Source organism: Paenibacillus terricola, assembly GCF_014779765.1.
GTDB lineage: Bacteria > Bacillota > Bacilli > Paenibacillales > Paenibacillaceae > Paenibacillus_T > Paenibacillus_T terricola.
The window spans coordinates 1,150,543-1,167,317 of sequence record NZ_JACXZA010000001.1; the positions used below are offsets into that span (position 1 = coordinate 1,150,543).

Below are 16,775 nucleotides of genomic sequence, written 5' to 3' on the forward strand. Positions count from 1 at the left end.
AACGCATTCTTTAGATGCGTATGATTTTAAATTGTGGGCAATACGAAATCAATCTTTCACTTGGAAAGAACATAGTTTGATGGGAGGATGACATACATGATCAACTTGCATCAAGAACGTATACCGGCAACAACGAACCGCTCCAATATCGGAAACTACGAAGAGGCACGCGAGCAATTCGACTGGGGACAAATCGAGCAGCATTTCACTTGGCACACGACGGGCAAAGTGAATATGGCTCATGAAGCGATTGACCGGCACGTCCAAGAAGGAAGAGGCAGCAAGATTGCTTTGCATTACAGCGACGCTGCAAGAGATGAGAGCTGGACGTTTGAACAGCTTAGCCAACACTCGAACCGATTCGCGAATGTATTGCGCAAGCAAGGCGTACAGAAGGGTGACCGCGTCTTTATATTCATGCCGCGTACACCTGAATTATATATCAGTCTGCTCGGCATTCTGAAAGTAGGTGCCGTCGTTGGACCGCTGTTCGAAGCTTTCATGGAAACAGCTGTGAAGGATCGTCTGCTGGACAGCGGAGCCAAAGCGATCGTAACAACGCCTTCGCTGCTCGGCCGTATTAAGCGTGATGAACTGCCTGACCTGGAAAGCATCATCGTCTTCGGACAAGTTGAAGCTTCAGACGGTATCATCAACTTCGAGCAGGAGATGAGCACGGCTTCCGATGCGGCAGAGATTGAATGGCTCAATCGTGAAGATGGATTGATTCTGCATTATACATCAGGATCGACTGGCAAGCCCAAGGGCGTATTCCATGCACAGAATGCAATGCTTCAGCATTATTACACGGGCAAGATCGTATTGGATCTTCGCGAAGACGATGTGTATTGGTGCACGGCTGACCCAGGCTGGGTAACGGGAACATCCTACGGCATATTCGCTCCATGGCTGAACGGCGCTACGAACGTCATTCGCGGCGGCCGATTCAGTCCACAGGATTGGTATGGTACGATCCAGCGATACGGCGTTACGGTATGGTACAGCGCGCCTACGGCGTTCCGTATGCTCATGGGTGCAGGCGAGGACGTTGTGAATGGCTTTGACCTTTCCAGCCTCCGTCACGTGCTTAGTGTAGGCGAGCCGCTTAACCCTGAGGTTGTACGTTGGGGCATGAAGGTGTACGGCCATCGAATTCACGATACATGGTGGATGACTGAAACAGGCGGACAGCTTATCTGTAACTACCCGTCAATGGACATTAAACCAGGCTCGATGGGCAAACCGATTCCCGGCGTTCGCGCTGCGATTATCGATGATCAAGGCAATGAGCTGCCGCCATATCGAATGGGTAATCTAGCAGTTGCTACGCCATGGCCATCCATGATGCGCCGCATCTGGAACAATGATGCGAAGTATGAAGAATACTTCCGCATCCCAGGCTGGTATATCTCGGGCGACTCCGCTTATATGGATGAGGATGGCTACTTCTGGTTCCAAGGACGGATCGATGACGTCATCAACACGTCGGGCGAACGGGTAGGTCCATTCGAAGTAGAGAGCAAGCTGGTTGAGCATCCTGCGGTTGCGGAAGCTGGCGTTATCGGCAAGCCGGACCCTATTCGCGGCGAGATTATTAAAGCGTTTATCGCACTCCGTGAGGGCTTCACGCCATCGGATGAACTGAAGGAAGATATCGCGAAGTTCGTCAAGGTAGGGTTGTCAGCGCATGCTGCACCACGCGAGATCGAATTCAAAGATAAGCTGCCGAAGACGCGCAGCGGTAAGATTATGCGTCGTGTGCTCAAGGCTTGGGAGCTGAATCTCCCGACAGGCGACTTATCGACAATTGAGGATTAACATATAACTAGATGTTGTCATAACGAATAAGGCTGAGCAGGTATCTAACCTGCTCAGCCTTATTTATGTTTTGCTTTAGGTTACGGCGTATACGAGAAGCTTGCCGACTCGGCGGACTCGCCCTGCTCGTTCACTGCACGTACTTGATAGGTGCCCTTCGTCATGATGGTAATGTACTCGAAGTGCGTATCTGCCGTCGAACCAAGCTTGACGTATTTGCCATTGCTGTCGGCGCTGAAGTAGACCGTGTATTCCGTAACTTGGTCGGATACCGGATTGGCGTTCCACGCCAGTTTGACACCGAGATCCGAAGCTTCAACCTTAAGTCCCGTAGGGGCGGAAGGGGAAGCAAGCGAAACGTCTCCAGTGCTGCTTCCGTTATCGGTACCAGTGGATCCGGTGACGTCTGTACCATCCCCAAGTCCAAGATTCGGATCGATAATTTCAGCCCCATCTCCAGTGCCCGTGCCTGTTGGCTGCTGGCCTGAGTTCGCGCCGACGATACGGCTAGGTGCTGATTCGTGACCTACAACGTCAACCGCTGTAATGTAATAGCTGTATCCGCTGCCGCCTGCTGTATCGGTTTTGAATACGGTCTGCTCACCAACTAGAATCGTTGTACCGATCTGCTTGAAGGAAGCGGTTGGCGAGTCTGCACGGTAGAGTCGGTAGCCGACAACATCTGCTTCCGAATTCGCATTGAACGAGATGTTCGCTGACGTCGTGCTGACAGTGTTCAACCGAACATTGATTGGTGCGCTAGGTGCAGCGCCATCGTCTATGCGCGGATCGACAGTCGATGGTGCGTCATTCTTCGCATCCTCAGGCATGAAGAACGAGAGTGGACGCCGTTTATCGGCTGGCAGTGCTTCTTGTGCCTTCTGGATTTCGGCCATCAGCTGATCAATCGGTTTCTCGCGTTTGACGACAACCTGTTGACGAACCATATCGAGAGGCGTTGCTTCGTTCGGAATATAGTTGATTTTGTTGTACGGAATGTATGCCATGCTCACAAGAGCATCGTCCGCTTCTTTCGGCAAGTACTTCTTGTTGAACCAGTCAGTAACAAGCTTGCCGGCTTGCTTGGTCAGGTCGGTCGGCAGTTTGCCGCTGACGCTGGATACGGTAGCCCGTACGATGCCGTCTGGCTTAGACCATTCCTTCGTTGGGAACAACTCTGGCTTGGCATCTGTTACAGCGTTCATAATCATAGCCCAGATGGAGCGGGCGCGAGTACGTCCGTCCTTGGACAGCGTATGAATCGATTTCTCATAGCCAGCCCATACGCCAAGCGAAATGTCCGGTGTAAAGCCCATGAACCATACATCGCCGTAATCAGACGTAGAGCCCGTCTTGCCTGCCATCGGAATCTTGTTGTAATTCTTAAGCTTTGAAATGAGCGAATGTGCTGTACCGTTCGGATCAGAAATAACGGTACGCAGCATATCGGTCATCAGAAACGCGGTTTGTTCGGAATAAACGCGTTTAGGCTGTGCTTTATGCTCGTAGATCACTTTGCCCGTTGCATCGGTAATCTTCGAAATCATATAGGCGTCATTGAAAACGCCGTTATTCGGGATTGAACCATATGCATTCGTCATTTCTTCAACGGTTACACCTTTGCTCAAACCGCCGATTACACCGGTTTGTGCATTGTCATCCTCCGGTTGCAGCGTCGTGATGCCGAGTGAACGAGCGAAGCTCCATGCGTTCGGAATCGTAACCTTGTTCAAGAACAGCTTGAGTGCTGGCAGGTTCAAGGAGCGATTGAGTGCTTCGCGTGCCGTCACGAGACCAAGATAGCGGTCGTTCGAGTTTTTCGGGATGTGGAAGCCCTTCTGCCAGTCCTTCAGAACAATCGGCGAGTCGTCAAGGACGCCTGCCGGCTGAATCAGACCTTTCTCCAACGCTGGCAAATACGCTGCTATCGGCTTCATGGTCGAACCTGGCTGCCTTGTCATCTGCGTCGCGAAATTCATCTGTTCCTCATAGAAATCGCGTCCTTCCAGCATGCCAAGAATTGCGCCAGTCTTATGGTCGATCATCATGGCAGCGATCTGCTCAATGCCCTTCTCTTTGCTGTCTGGAGCGAAGTTATCCGGGTTCTCGCCAATCTCGTGCATCAGGTTGTACACTTTCTTATCAATCGTCGTGTATACCCGGTAGCCGCCGCGCTGAAGCTGATCGCGCGCATCTTCGAGCAGCGTCGGATTTGCTGCTAATTCTTCCTTCGTCATATCCGGATTCTCTTGCATGAGCAATATTTGCGCCGCTTGACGCTCAGACTCCAGCATGAGGTACGGGAATGTCGAATAGGCTTTCTTAGCTGGCTTCGCCATCGAAGAGCGAATGTCGAATTGCATGGCCTCATTGTACTGCTGCTGGTTGATGCGGCCTTTGTTCAGCATGTAAGACAACACATTATGCTGCCGTTCAATCGCGAGCTTCAGACCTTTCTCATTCCATTCGCCTTTACCCGTATACGCCGTGTAAGCGGATGGACGTTGAGGTAGTCCTGCAAGATAAGCGGCCTGTGCAATATTGAGCTGATTAAGATCATTAATATTAAAAATGCCTTTGGCTGCAGCTTTAATACCGTACAGGTTGTAGCCGCTCGAGCTGTTGCCGAACGGAACTTTGTTCAAGTAGGCCGTCAAAATTTCATCTTTTGTCAGGAATCGTTCCATCCTAATGGATAGGAAGATCTCCTTGACTTTCCGGCTGTCGGTCTTGTCTAAGCTTAGAAACATACGACGTGCAATTTGCTGTGTGAGCGTACTGCCGCCGGTTTGCGTTTCTTTATTAAGCACCTTCTGCAGCACGGCGCGTGCCGTACCTTTCAGATCGATGCCGAAGTGCTTATAGAAGTTGTTATCCTCGGTAGCAAGTACCGCGTCGATAACCTGCTGCGGAATGTCTTTCGTCTCAACGAGACGCCGATCTTCCTGCGTTCGCAGCTGTCCGATAGGTGTGACGTTATCGTTGAAATAGACGAACCCGGTCTCCGAGTTTTCATCAAGCTTCTGCTCGATAAGAGCACGCGGCCGTACCGGCTCGTCCTTAACGAGCGAGGCTACATAACCTGCTGCAATACCACCTGCGAATAAGCCGATCATTAAACCGAAAATAAACATCCACTTGAACGTGATCCAAACAACGAGTCCGAACACTCGCCATTTGCTATGTACCGCGGGTGATGATGGCTTCTGACCGTCTGTCATAAAAGCGAATTCCTCCTCTGATTAACAGAGTTATTATAGCATAATTAGAATTGCTTAGGCATCTATTCACGGGCTCAAATTGCCAGTCGAAGGTGCCGCTTCCATTCTTGTATTAAACAAGGCCTATAAACAATAAACCGACCCGTAGACACGGGCCGGTTTATTGGCATCGCATGTATTCTCATCCTATCGTTATACGTCCTTCGGGATATCGGAATTTCTCTTTCTCCGGCGTATTCGTTAGTGCGAAGGCGAGTGTGACCGGACCCAGCCGTCCGACGAACATGAGCAGTACGAGGAATAGCTTCCCGAATGTTGTCAGATGTCCAGATAAGCCAGCTGACATGCCGGTCGTAGCGAATGCGGAGGTCACCTCGAACAAAATGCTAAGGAATGGCGCGCTTTCTGTCGCTGATAGCACCATCGTTGCAATAACGATCAGGAAGAATGATAGCAATGTCAGCGTAATCGCTTTGTGGATGCGATCCTGATCGAGACGATTGCGGAACAGAACGACGTCTTGACGACCACGCGCCATTGTATATACGGCACCGATAAGAACGGCGAGCGTCGTTACTTTAATACCGCCGCCAGTTGAACCAGGAGCTGCGCCAACGAACATGAGCAGGACGATCATGAACTGAGTAGCTTGACGTAAGGAGCCCGTGTCGAGCGTGCTAACGCCCGCGGATCTGGAGCTTACCGACTGCAGCATGGCGCTGAATAGCTTGTGCACAAAGTTAAGGGGGCCCATCGTATTGGGGTTCGTATACTCGAATATCATGATGACGAGAGTGCCGAACACGATTAGTGCCGCTGATGTAATCAAGACAACCTTCGAGTGAAGGGTCAGCTTGCGGTTGATACGGTACGTAATTAAGTCCGAAATGACGATAAAGCCTAACCCGCCAAGTATGATGAGCATCATCGATACAACATTAATCAACGGATCTTCAACATAATGAATGAGGCTGGACGCACGTTCCGGGAACATGCCGAACAGATCGAAGCCCGCATTGTTGAAAATAGATACACTATGAAATATGCCGAAATATATGGCTTGTCCTACCGGCATTTCCATTAGGAAACGGGCGGAGAACAGGATTGCGCCACATCCCTCAATGATAAGCGAGTAGTAGATAACTTTCTTAATGAGTGGGACAATGCCCTCTAGCGTCGATTGGTTCATCGCTTCTTGTAAGATAAGCCGCTCACGGAACGAAATGCGTCTTCGCAGAACGATGGCGATAAGGCTGGCCATTGTCGTAAAACCCAAACCGCCGATCTGGACGAGCAGCAGCAATACAACTTGGCCGAAGTGGGTTAGATCAGTGCCTACATTAACGCTCGTCAGACCCGTTACGCATGCCGCGGACGTAGCCATGAACAATGCATCGATGTAAGACATCGGATCGCCTGTGTTGGCTGGACCTGAAGCCAATAGGAAGGTGCCTGTTAGAATGATGATAAGGAAGCCGTACGTCAGCACTTGAGGCGGCGTAAGCTTGAATTTCTTTATTTTGCCAGTGAATTGCAGCATGGGTCACATCTCCGACAGATTAAATGATATCAAAACGAATCCAGCATAACCCTAATGTCGGAAACATGCAAGACGCTTGCAGTGCATATTGACGACAAGCTACAATAGAGAAAAAATGCGACGTAGAGAGGAGGTGACCCCGATGTTTGAATTGCAGGATATTATTCCGTATTTATTCTCGATCAGCGTGCTCTGTTCTTTTGCCTATGTATATTTGTGGTGGACCGGCGGCACGTCACACGATCGGCATCCAAGCGTGCAGATGGTGCTGACTCTGGCAGAACCGTCTACGCCTCGCGTTAGAGAATGGGCGAATTTGCGACATAGTTTATGCCGAAAGGTCAAACGCAAGGAAGCGCCCGATGATGATACATCCAACTGTTCGTCCTCGTATGAATACATCATTGCTATCATACGAGGAGGATTCTATACACAATGGCAAACAAAACAACATTCGGGTTACCCATTTCGCGTCGATACGGCATTGCTCTCCTAATTATTATTCTAGCGCTGCTTAGCGGTTGTGGAGCAAAGGGAACGATCGACAGCAGCACGCCAGGCACCTTTAATCATTACGTTGTTTATCCGTTCTCTGAGCTCATTCAGCATCTAGCGGACTGGTTCGGCGGCAGTTATGGTATTTCGATCATTATGATGACGCTATTGGTACGTATTGTGCTCATGCCGCTCATGATTCGTCAGCAGACGGGGCAAATGGCGATGCGCGAGAAAATGAAGGCGATGCAGCCGGAGCTTGCGCAGCTGAAGGAGAAGTATCAATCGAAGAAGGACCCGGAGTCGGCTCGCAAGCAGCAGCAGGAGACGATGCAGCTGTATCAGAAGCACGGCGTGAATCCTCTGGCGATGGGCTGTCTGCCGCTTATTATCCAGCTGCCGATTCTGACTGGCCTGTATTATGCCATTCGCATGACGCCGGAGCTGAAGGAACATTCATTCCTATGGTTTAAGCTTGGTGCAACCGACCATATTATGCCGTTGGTCGCAGCAGCGGTTTACTTGGTTCAATCGATCATCATGCAGCGGATGTCGGGTTCGAGTGCAGAGAGTGGTCCTCAGAAACAGCTAGCAGGTCTTGTCTACTTGTCGCCGATTATGATGGGATTGTTCTCATTCTCGGCACCAGCAGCGATGCCGCTTTATTGGACAGTGGGCGGCGTGTTCATGATCGGGCAGACGTACTTGGCTCACTGGATTCATGCTAGACGCAAAGCGAAGGGGATTGTGCAGGTCGTTGAAGTGAAGAGCGCGAACAGCTGATTCGAAGGTTAAACAAAAAGCCCTTGGACATATGTCCAAGGGCTTTATTGTGCGGTTCGCAGTCGTTAAGATTAACGGCTGTAGAACTCGACGATTTGTTTTTCATCGATGTCTTGCGACAGCTCAGCGCGCTCTGGCAGGCGAAGGAATTTACCTTCGAGAGCTGCTTCGTTGAAGTCGAGATAGTTAGGCACGTGAACGCGACCTTCACGAGCTTCTTTGATCGATTTCAGGCTGCGGCTGCGCTCACGCAGACCGATTACATCGCCAAGCGATACCGTGAAGGAAGCGATGTCGACTTTCTTGCCGTTAACCGTTACGTGGCCGTGTGCTACGAGCTGACGTGCGCCTGCACGGGAGTTCGCAAAGCCAAGACGGTAAACGAGGTTGTCCAGACGGCTCTCAAGCAGGAACATGAAGTTCTCGCCGGAGATACCTTTCAGCTTCGAAGCGCGGTCGAACAGGTTGCGGAATTGCTTCTCGTTCAAACCGTACATGTGGCGAAGCTTTTGTTTTTCTTGCAATTGCATGCCGTAGCCGCTAATTTTCTTGCGAAGGTTAGCGCCGTGTTGGCCCGGTGGGAATGGGCGTTTAGCAATTTCTTTGCCCGTACCGCTCAGGGAAATACCGAGGCGGCGGCTAAGTTTAAATTTAGGACCTGTATAACGTGACATATGTGTGTAACTCCTTCTTCAAATTGGGATTTTGAAAAGGGGGTTGCTGTTTCGCCGGAAACAATCTTCACTTCATCGAAGCAAGCCTCAATTACAGATCTGATAAACGAGTTCAGCCGCAGGTTTATCAGCGATTGTTTCCTAAGGGTGACACAAAAAGCCCCGCCCAATGATCATTAATAAATTCTATAGGATTCAGACTGCCATTGTCAAGCATACTGCATTCATTAAACATTTCAATTCTGTCCAACATTTTGATACAAAAGACCTACGCGGATAGTGCACAAATCACAAATTTCAAGTATGATAGAAAGAGAGAGAAACAGCGACTAACGAATGAACGGCTGCAACTTTGTACACTCCTGGTTTCTAGAGACGGAAGGGTGGTATGCTTCCTTGCGAGACTATAGCAGCAACGCGGATGCTTCAACGTCCAATCCTGCCAGAATGCAGGATCTGTGGTATGAGTTTGAAGACATTAACAGCAGTGATATTCCGTACTTGATTTCGCTGCTTAACGATAGCTTTCAAGATTGGATGGCAGAGTCCAGCGGTTTACCGCTCTTCAATCAGGCTGGGCTTTGTCTGCTGACGTCGGATATGATGGTGATCTGCCGGTCGGGCATCTTCCACGATGAGACAAGCCAATTGGAGGCAGCGCGTCAAGCCTCTTGCCTTACTTTCGTATCCCATAATATTGAAACTATCGAGCACGAGGGTTGGAGGTCAGTTGCGGTGCCGATCAAGCGTCGGTCAGACAACAGCTTTCCATTTGTAGTGCTGACAGCTTCGGCGAAGGTTATTGACGAAGCGATCACAGGGCAGCTTCAATCTGCATCTTTTCATTTGCGCAACTGTTTCTATAGACGATTCGAGCGGATGTTCGTTACGGATATTTTGCGGGCGCAGCGCGAATCCGAGCAGGAAGCGCGTAATCGCGCATCTTGGTTCGCGGCAGCGAAACGATTGTACGACGGGATTGATGTCGCTTCCGTGCTGTCGGAGATGATGAACAGCCTTAGCACGTTATATCCCGAATCACAGATTCGGCTGTATCTGTCACAGGACCATCTTGAAGGCGATCCTCGCGTATTGTCGCTCCAATTCAACCATCCGACAGGCGATTTCGTCGCGAAGGCGTTTCTCGAGGCTAAGCCGAATATGCGGAAGCGGGATCAAGGATTCGTTGATGTTGTCGTTCCGATGACAGGCAAGCAAGCGGTATATGGCGTCCTGCGTCTCGTACTGCCTGCTGCACAGTGGAATCAAGCCGATTTCACGGCTCTCACGCTTCTGGCGGATACAGCTGGCAATGCATTCGAGAACGCGAAGCTGTATGAGCAGTCGAACGTTATGATTGGCGAGCTGCGACTTATTAATGAATTGACGAAACGGCTGAATCAGTCGCTGAAGCTGAAAGATGTGTTCCACTACACGACGAGTGAGTTGATGCGGATCTATGAGGCTGATTGCTGCTGTTTGCTCAGCTACGATCCAGCTCAACAGCAGTTTGTCGTCATGTCGAGCAGCCTGCCGTCTTTTGAGAACGAACAATTTTCGACCGAATACGGATTTACCGGTGTTGTATATCGCTCGCAAGAGCCAGTCATTATTTCGGACTATTGGCTTACGAATGCGGTATCGTCCCGCTGGATGGAGGAGACAGGCTCACGGTCGTTGATCGCTGCTCCTATATTGGCAGGATCCGAAGTTGCGGGCATCATCATGGTCGGACATCGGATGCCGCATTATTTCTCCTACGATAACTACAAGCTTCTGCAGGTGCTGTCGAGCCACATTGGGCTCGCGATGTCGAACGCATCACTGCATGCTGAGGTCAGAAGGATGGTCATTACCGACCATCTGACGAACTTGAATGCTCGTCATTATTTGAACGACCGGATTCAACGCAAGCAGCGGACAGATCGATGCGGATCGCTCATTCTCGTCGATATCGATAAATTCAAAGATGTGAACGATACATTCGGGCATCAAGTCGGCGACCGTATCCTTGTGCAAGTGGCGGATGTGATTAAATCCTCGATCAGAGGCACCGATACAGCTGCGCGGTGGGGCGGCGAAGAGCTGGCCGTCTACTTGCCGGAGATTCGAAGAGAGCAGGCATACCGGATAGCGGAGCGGATTCGTGCGAAGGTCGAGAGTGACACTGATCCTAAAGTGACGGTGTCATGCGGTCTATCGGAGTGGACCTTCGAGGACGATAAAGTAAGCGTCGAGGCGTTGTTCTATCGTGCTGACATGGCGCTGTATCAAGCGAAGCATAATGGACGAAACTGTGTAGTTGTTGGATAAAGGACACTGGCGGGTATCCGCATAGTGTCCTTTTGTTATGGATACATTAGGCTTGATTGTCACGAACCCATAAGGAATTGGAGGGGGAAGTATGATCAAGCGGAAGTCGACGGTTCGATCGAAAATCTGGCTGTTGACGCTGTATAGCATATCGTCTTTATTCGGCGTGACAGGCTGTGGAAGCATGACGGATCGAATGTCAGCCGACCGATTCCTTGCTTTGTCCATCTCTGGACTTGCGGGTGTCGATCAATTCACGTTCACTGGACAGAGCGGGGTTGGGCTTCCTGTAGGTGTCACGATCGGTTCGTTGTCTTATAAAGGTGAAGTAACGGGACATTCCGAGATGAAGGTGCAAATGACGGGGAACGGCGACGATAATGGCGGCGTTGGCGGTATAGGGCTGCAATCGACGAGCGGGCAGTGGAGGCTGTTGGCGCAGCGCGGACCAGACCGATGGTTGCCAAGCGCCATACAAGACGGGATACGGCCGCTTGCGTCCGCGAGCGTAGATGGGGGGACCCAAGAAGAGGGGCTTTCTAACGGGCTGTGGGCGGGCTTAAACCCGCTGGAGAAGCTGGAACGTATACGAGACGCAGCCAAGAATGTTGCCTATAAGGAAGATACCTCCGTCGGCTCAGGGCAGCGTGTCATTGTCATTGAGATGCAGCCTTCGGCAGCGCGGGAAGAATGGACGAGCCGGATAGAGCAGCAATGGAGCGCGCTGATTGACAATAACCTGCAGGGTAATTCGAAACAGGTTGAGATGATAACGCAAGCGAAGCAGCAGCTTACAGAGATGCTCAGCACATTATCGGCGGAGACACGGTATGAGGTGACGGCAGACAAGCGATCGATGCTGCCGCAGCGCGTGGTGGAGCATTCCAAGCTTTATTTTCAAGCCGGCGGCAAATCTCGAGAAGAGTCTTACACAGGTGAAGTGACGTTCGGCGACATGTAAAGCTTTATCTACCATAAGCAAAAGCAAAGGCAGATCGAGATGATCTGCCTTTGCTTTATAGATAAGACTACCGCTTACTTCAACTGATCTGGGTTTAATTGTTTCAGTTCTTCAGCAACAAAGATGCCGTCTTTCCGGATTAAACGGCCGTCGAAGTAAATTTCTCCTCCGCCGTATTCCGGACGCTGAATGAGGACAAGATCCCAGTGGATTCCCGAAGCATTGCCGTTGTAGGCTGTATCGTAGCATTGCCCTGGCGTAAAGTGAATGCTGCCTGCAATTTTCTCATCGAACAAAATGTCTTTCATCGGGTGCAAAATATGCGGGTTGACCCCGATCGCGAACTCACCGACATAACGAGCGCCTTCATCCGTATCGAATACTTTATTGATTCGCTCCGTATCATTCGAGGTCGCTTCAACGATTTTACCGTTCTCAAAGCGCAGCTTTACGTTCTCGAACACAAAGCCGTTGTACGGGCTTGGCGTATTGTAGCTGATCGTGCCGTTCACGCTGTCTCGGACAGGCGCTGTATAAACTTCGCCATCTGGAATGTTCCGCAGGCCAGAGCATTTGATAGCTGGAATATCTTTGATTGAGAATGTGAGATCGGTGCCAGGGCCAACGAGGCGTACCTGATCTGTTGCGTTCATGAGCTCTACGAGAGCATCCATTTTCTTGTCCATTAACGAGTAGTTCATCGTGCACACATCGAAATAGAACTTCTCGAAAGCATCGGTGCTCATGGAAGCCAACTGTGCCATAGATGGCGTCGGATATCGCAGCACAACCCATTTGGTTTTGTTGACTCGAATAGAGGAATGCACCTTATGGTTGTAAACGGTGCTGTAGAGCTTCATATTCTCATCCGGCACATCGGACAGCTCGTAGAGGTTATTGGATCCGCGGATGCCGATGTATGCGTTCATCAGGGACATCTGATAAGCGTCAAAATCAGTCCAAGTCTGAATCTGAGACTCTGTCGCATTAAACAACAGCTCCCTCGTTACCTGCTGATCACGTATGTTTACAAAAGGGTTGCCCCCTGCCTGGTGAACTTTTCCGATGATTGCTTTAACAAGCGGATTATCGATGTTGAAAGCTTCGATTAGAACATTTTCGTCTGGCTGCACCTTAGTTGAATAGTTGACCAGCACATCTGCCAATTTATCTAATCGTGGATCGAACATAGCGGTACCCCTTCCAGTGATTATTATGGTTTTCACTCTAAGTATATAATTTTTCCGGCAAGATACCTATTTAGTCTCTTCAACAAAATTGTTTAAGTTCGCGGCAATGTGTAAATGTTAACAACGGAAGCGATATTGGTTGCGTTTACAATCATCGCTAGCGTATTTATCGGTGATTGTTAGAGGATGATGCTGAATTTTTGATATTACTGGGTATAACGGTCTTTTTTCTCTTGAATGCGGCTGTTTTTCACGGTATGATGAAGACGTTACAGGTAACTATCCATGGTGGAGGGATTCATATGTCCAACAACGCAGCAATCGTAGAAATTTCCCAAACGGCGAGCCAATTCCGGTCCTCGATCGTTCTTCAAGCAGAGAACAAATATATCGATGTGAAGAGCATCCTTGGACTGTTTACGACACTTCTTGGCGGACATGCGTATGAGCTCCATGTTCATGGCCCAGATGCTGAAGAGGCTAAGAAAGCAATGGCTGAAGTATTCAGCAGACATAACCTGAATGTTACGGTTATTGGTGAGTAATCGATTATAAGTCGGCGTATGAGGCCGATTATTCAGAACAAAGCGTCCCTACGGGGCGCTTTGTTCTGTTTGCTCCTTGTACTTCTTTTGTTTTTCGTCTAATATAAAGGAAGGGTTTATAGAAGACGGCGAAGAACGCACACAGGGGGGAATACGATGTCTTCACCGGATGTTTTGGATCATTTGCACCAGAAAGCGCTCAATCTTCTTGAGGAAGATGCTAATAAAATCGAAAAGCTGATCGAAGTTCAGATGGAGAACTTGACTACCCGCCAATGTCCGCTGTATGAAGAAGTATTGGACACGCAAATGTATGGTTTCTCCCGTGAAGTAGACTTCGCAGTGCGTGCCGGACTCGTCGATGAGATGGTAGGTCGTAATATTGTGAGCAAGCTTGAACGCAATTTGGCCAAACTTTACGAAGCTTTGAATAACAAGAAGTAGTCTCGGAAATCCGAGACTGCTTTTTTTGTACATAGGAGAGGGTATCTATGAAACAAAATAAATATGATGATCAAACTTTTTTCGCTGCCTATGAACAAATGCCTAGGTCTATCGATGGATTGAAAGCTGCTGGCGAATGGCATGTTCTGCAAGCCATGCTGCCAGACCTGCAAGACCAACGTGTGCTGGATCTTGGATGCGGCTTCGGATGGCACTGCCGCTATGCGCTTGAACAGCAAGCTAGTGAGGTCGTTGGCGTTGATATATCCGATAACATGCTGAAGCGGGCACGGGAATTGACGGATGATCCACGAGTCACGTACGTCAACAGCTCCATTGAAGATTTAAACTTCGAGAATGGCCGTTTCGATGTTGTGATCAGCTCGCTGGCCTTTCATTACATTGAAGCATTTGATGATGTTTGTTCGAATGTGTATGCTTGCTTAGCGCCGGGAGGGACGTTCGTGTTCTCGGTCGAGCATCCGATCTTTACCGCACGGGATGAGCAGGATTGGCACTATGATGAGCAGGGGAAACCGCTGCATTGGCCAGTCGATCGATACCAGTCGGAAGGGATGAGGGACACTTCATTCTTAACTGACAACGTCATCAAATATCATCGTACGTTATCGACTTATATGAATTCGCTCATTCGTGCTGGCTTCCGTATTACAGCTGTTAAGGAGCCGGAGCCATCTCCGGATATGATGCATATTCCCGGTATGAAGGACGAACTTCGTAGACCGATGTTTTTACTAATTGCAGCAACCAAGTAGATAAGCGTATGACACTAAAGCCTCCTTCCCATGAACGGGAAGGAGGCTTTTCTTTACACGTATAAGGTGAATTAGATCTGACCATGCTCAGCGAGCATCGTTACGGCAAGGACGAACATGGCATGCGACCAAGTGAGCGGCACGACCCATGCGGTAGCGCCAGTCGTCTTGTCGATCTGTTCGGGCAGCAGACCCGTCTCTGTCTGGTGATCGATCGCCCATTGAAGCAACTTATGCGCTGCTTCGTAGTTTCCGGTCTCTGTCCGGTAATGAGCCAGCCAAAGTGTCGTTAGAATCCAAGGATTGCCGCCAATGTAGTTGTCGTCTTCGTATCGCTTAATGCCGCCGACGCCAGGTATGGTTAACAATTGTTCGATTGTATTCGCTGTTTGGGCCATACGTGGATCATTCGCGGATACAGCTGCGAACGGTATCGATAGACCTAATAGGCTGATATCAACGATTGGATCGTATTCCAGCACGTGACGGGAATAGTTTTTGAGACCTGGCTCTATTGAGCCAGCGCTGCCTTTCGCGATTTCATCCGCATAACGGGTTGCCGACACAGTTAGCTTGCGTCCACGATAAAAGCTTCCTTTGTCCGCATTCCAGCAATCGTTGCTTATTGCAGCTGCTATCCGTTCAGCTGCTTCATTCCATTGCTGCGCACGAGATTGATCGCCCTGCAGTTGTCCGAACGAAGCGGCGGCACGAAGCGCCCCATATACAGCTGAAGCGGAATAAGTATGCTCAGCATGACGTTCTTCCCACAAGTCATTGCTTGGGAGGGGGAGATTCGTCTCTGGATCAATGAATTGCAGGAGGAAGTCAGCGCCCTTCTGAACGGCTGGCCACACCCGATCTGCGAATGCTTGATTGTTATTCGTTGTATAGTGCTGCCACATGCCCCATATAATCGAAGCGCCTTCATCGATCTGCAATCCCCAGGCTGGGGCAAGCGAACCGTCGTGATAATGACGCTGCTGCCATGAACCGTCTTCATCCTGTGCTGTCAGCGCCCAATCGTAGAACGAATCGGAGAGATGATGAAGCCCGGCTTTATCAAGCGCAGTCGTAATGAATGCAGCGTCACGGCCCCAGCAGTAAGCGTATCCGCCGCAGCGGGAGAACGTCTCGTCGAATTCTGGTGCAGCAACGATGCTGCCCGTTTGTTCGTCGGACATGATTTTGAATAGAAGCTGAGAGCGTTCATATAGACGTTTCACATCTGCGCGTTCTGTAGGACAAGGAGCTGCAGCCTCCAGGTAACGATGCCAGTAGTCGACAGTCTTTTGGACCCACTCCGACGATGGTTTGCTCTTCGCTTCGGTCAGTGCAGCATAAGTCGATTCACGGTCATGTCCAGCAGCGATGTAGATCGGAAGGGTAATCGAATGACCTGGAGCAAGTGCTTGAATAGGCCAAGCGAGCGCGCCATCCGGCTGCATGTCAATGATGGAACCGCCCAGTTCGCCATGTTGTGCGCAACTCCATGCATGACCTGCTTGGAATTTAGTGCATACGTTTGCACTCGAGACCGCAAAAAAATGATTGCTGCGGTAATGCACCAATGCATCCTGGGAAGGCTCGAACATCGTCGTATTGTAGAGCTCGCTCTCACATACATGGAAAGAAGAATGGGTAAGCCACTCGAAATCGACAGACTGATCTCCAGTATTCGTGAAAGTATGCTCCATTACGAGAAGGTCGCGTTCTGGCACAGCGAAATATCGGCTTTGAATAGCAACAGGATGGCTGCCGCTAACGGAGCGCACTTCGAAAATATTCGTTTTCTCTACATATTCGGCTGTGTGTGACCAGTCGCCATCCGCATGATCGAGCCATTGCGTCTGTCCGCCGAAACGAATACCGCTGCGAACTGCATCCGCATGCTGAGGGAAATCGATGTGCGGCCACCATAGGCGGTAAAGGGTGCCCGTCCGCCCAAGGGCGGCGAGCAGTTTGCCATTGCCAACAATAGCATCAATCAAATAAGGTTTGTTTGGTTTCATATA

At 50.0% G+C, this 16,775-nt stretch carries 13 protein-coding genes; 8 read left to right on the top strand and 5 right to left on the bottom strand.

Going from position 1 to position 16,775, the window contains the following annotated elements; genetic code table 11:
* Window positions 1-96: 96 nt before the first annotated feature.
* A complete protein-coding gene (gene acsA / locus H8B09_RS05040; protein ID WP_191202337.1) occupies window positions 97-1,818 on the top strand; it encodes an acetate--CoA ligase in 1,722 nt (573 codons plus the stop codon).
* Window positions 1,819-1,898: 80 nt separating this feature from the next.
* On the opposite strand, the gene H8B09_RS05045 is transcribed toward acsA, so the two are convergent.
* A complete protein-coding gene (locus H8B09_RS05045; RefSeq protein WP_191202338.1) occupies window positions 1,899-5,039 on the bottom strand; it encodes a transglycosylase domain-containing protein in 3,141 nt (1,046 codons plus the stop codon).
* A gap of 181 nt (window positions 5,040-5,220) precedes the next feature.
* Window positions 5,221-6,579 carry a TrkH family potassium uptake protein gene (locus H8B09_RS05050; protein WP_191202339.1) on the bottom strand — a complete coding sequence of 453 codons (1,359 nt, stop codon included), beginning with the start codon at window positions 6,577-6,579 and terminating at the stop codon, window positions 5,221-5,223.
* Between the two features lie 142 nt (window positions 6,580-6,721).
* Between H8B09_RS05050 and H8B09_RS05055 the strand changes: the two genes are divergently transcribed.
* Together H8B09_RS05055 and yidC are read left to right on the top strand one after the other, a co-directional pair.
* The gene (locus tag H8B09_RS05055) at window positions 6,722-7,075 is read left to right on the top strand and encodes a hypothetical protein (protein WP_191202340.1); all 354 of its coding nucleotides are present in this window, start codon (window positions 6,722-6,724) and stop codon (window positions 7,073-7,075) included.
* On the top strand, window positions 7,015-7,857 hold the full coding sequence (yidC, locus tag H8B09_RS05060) for a membrane protein insertase YidC (protein ID WP_191202341.1): 843 nt from the start codon (window positions 7,015-7,017) through the stop codon (window positions 7,855-7,857). The genes H8B09_RS05055 and yidC overlap by 61 nt, the downstream gene beginning before the upstream one ends.
* A gap of 71 nt (window positions 7,858-7,928) precedes the next feature.
* On the opposite strand, the gene rpsD is transcribed toward yidC, so the two are convergent.
* Window positions 7,929-8,531, bottom strand: a complete 603-nt coding sequence (gene rpsD / locus H8B09_RS05065) for a 30S ribosomal protein S4 (protein WP_191202342.1) — start codon at window positions 8,529-8,531, stop codon at window positions 7,929-7,931.
* Window positions 8,532-8,927: 396 nt separating this feature from the next.
* Here rpsD and H8B09_RS05070 point away from each other — a divergent pair, with 396 nt between their 5' ends.
* Both H8B09_RS05070 and H8B09_RS05075 read left to right on the top strand, forming a co-directional pair.
* Complete coding sequence (locus H8B09_RS05070) at window positions 8,928-10,844, top strand: sensor domain-containing diguanylate cyclase (RefSeq protein ID WP_224753261.1); 1,917 nt, start codon at window positions 8,928-8,930, stop codon at window positions 10,842-10,844.
* 91 nt (window positions 10,845-10,935) lie between these two features.
* A complete protein-coding gene (locus tag H8B09_RS05075; protein ID WP_191202343.1) occupies window positions 10,936-11,805 on the top strand; it encodes a hypothetical protein in 870 nt (289 codons plus the stop codon).
* Window positions 11,806-11,879: 74 nt separating this feature from the next.
* Here H8B09_RS05075 and H8B09_RS05080 read toward each other — a convergent pair whose 3' ends face one another.
* Window positions 11,880-12,995 carry an aminopeptidase gene (locus H8B09_RS05080; protein ID WP_191202344.1) on the bottom strand — a complete coding sequence of 372 codons (1,116 nt, stop codon included), beginning with the start codon at window positions 12,993-12,995 and terminating at the stop codon, window positions 11,880-11,882.
* A 302-nt stretch (window positions 12,996-13,297) separates the two neighbouring features.
* Between H8B09_RS05080 and H8B09_RS05085 the strand changes: the two genes are divergently transcribed.
* The 3 genes from H8B09_RS05085 (at window position 13,298) to H8B09_RS05095 (ending at window position 14,760) form a co-directional block, all read left to right on the top strand.
* The gene (locus H8B09_RS05085) at window positions 13,298-13,540 is read left to right on the top strand and encodes an HPr family phosphocarrier protein (protein WP_110042879.1); all 243 of its coding nucleotides are present in this window, start codon (window positions 13,298-13,300) and stop codon (window positions 13,538-13,540) included.
* Between the two features lie 156 nt (window positions 13,541-13,696).
* Window positions 13,697-13,984, top strand: a complete 288-nt coding sequence (locus H8B09_RS05090; RefSeq protein ID WP_191202345.1) for an Fpa/YlaN family protein — start codon at window positions 13,697-13,699, stop codon at window positions 13,982-13,984.
* Window positions 13,985-14,031: 47 nt separating this feature from the next.
* The gene (locus H8B09_RS05095) at window positions 14,032-14,760 is read left to right on the top strand and encodes a class I SAM-dependent methyltransferase (RefSeq protein ID WP_191202346.1); all 729 of its coding nucleotides are present in this window, start codon (window positions 14,032-14,034) and stop codon (window positions 14,758-14,760) included.
* A gap of 71 nt (window positions 14,761-14,831) precedes the next feature.
* On the opposite strand, the gene H8B09_RS05100 is transcribed toward H8B09_RS05095, so the two are convergent.
* Window positions 14,832-16,772 carry a glycoside hydrolase family 15 protein gene (locus tag H8B09_RS05100; protein WP_191202347.1) on the bottom strand — a complete coding sequence of 647 codons (1,941 nt, stop codon included), beginning with the start codon at window positions 16,770-16,772 and terminating at the stop codon, window positions 14,832-14,834.
* Window positions 16,773-16,775: the final 3 nt, after the last annotated feature.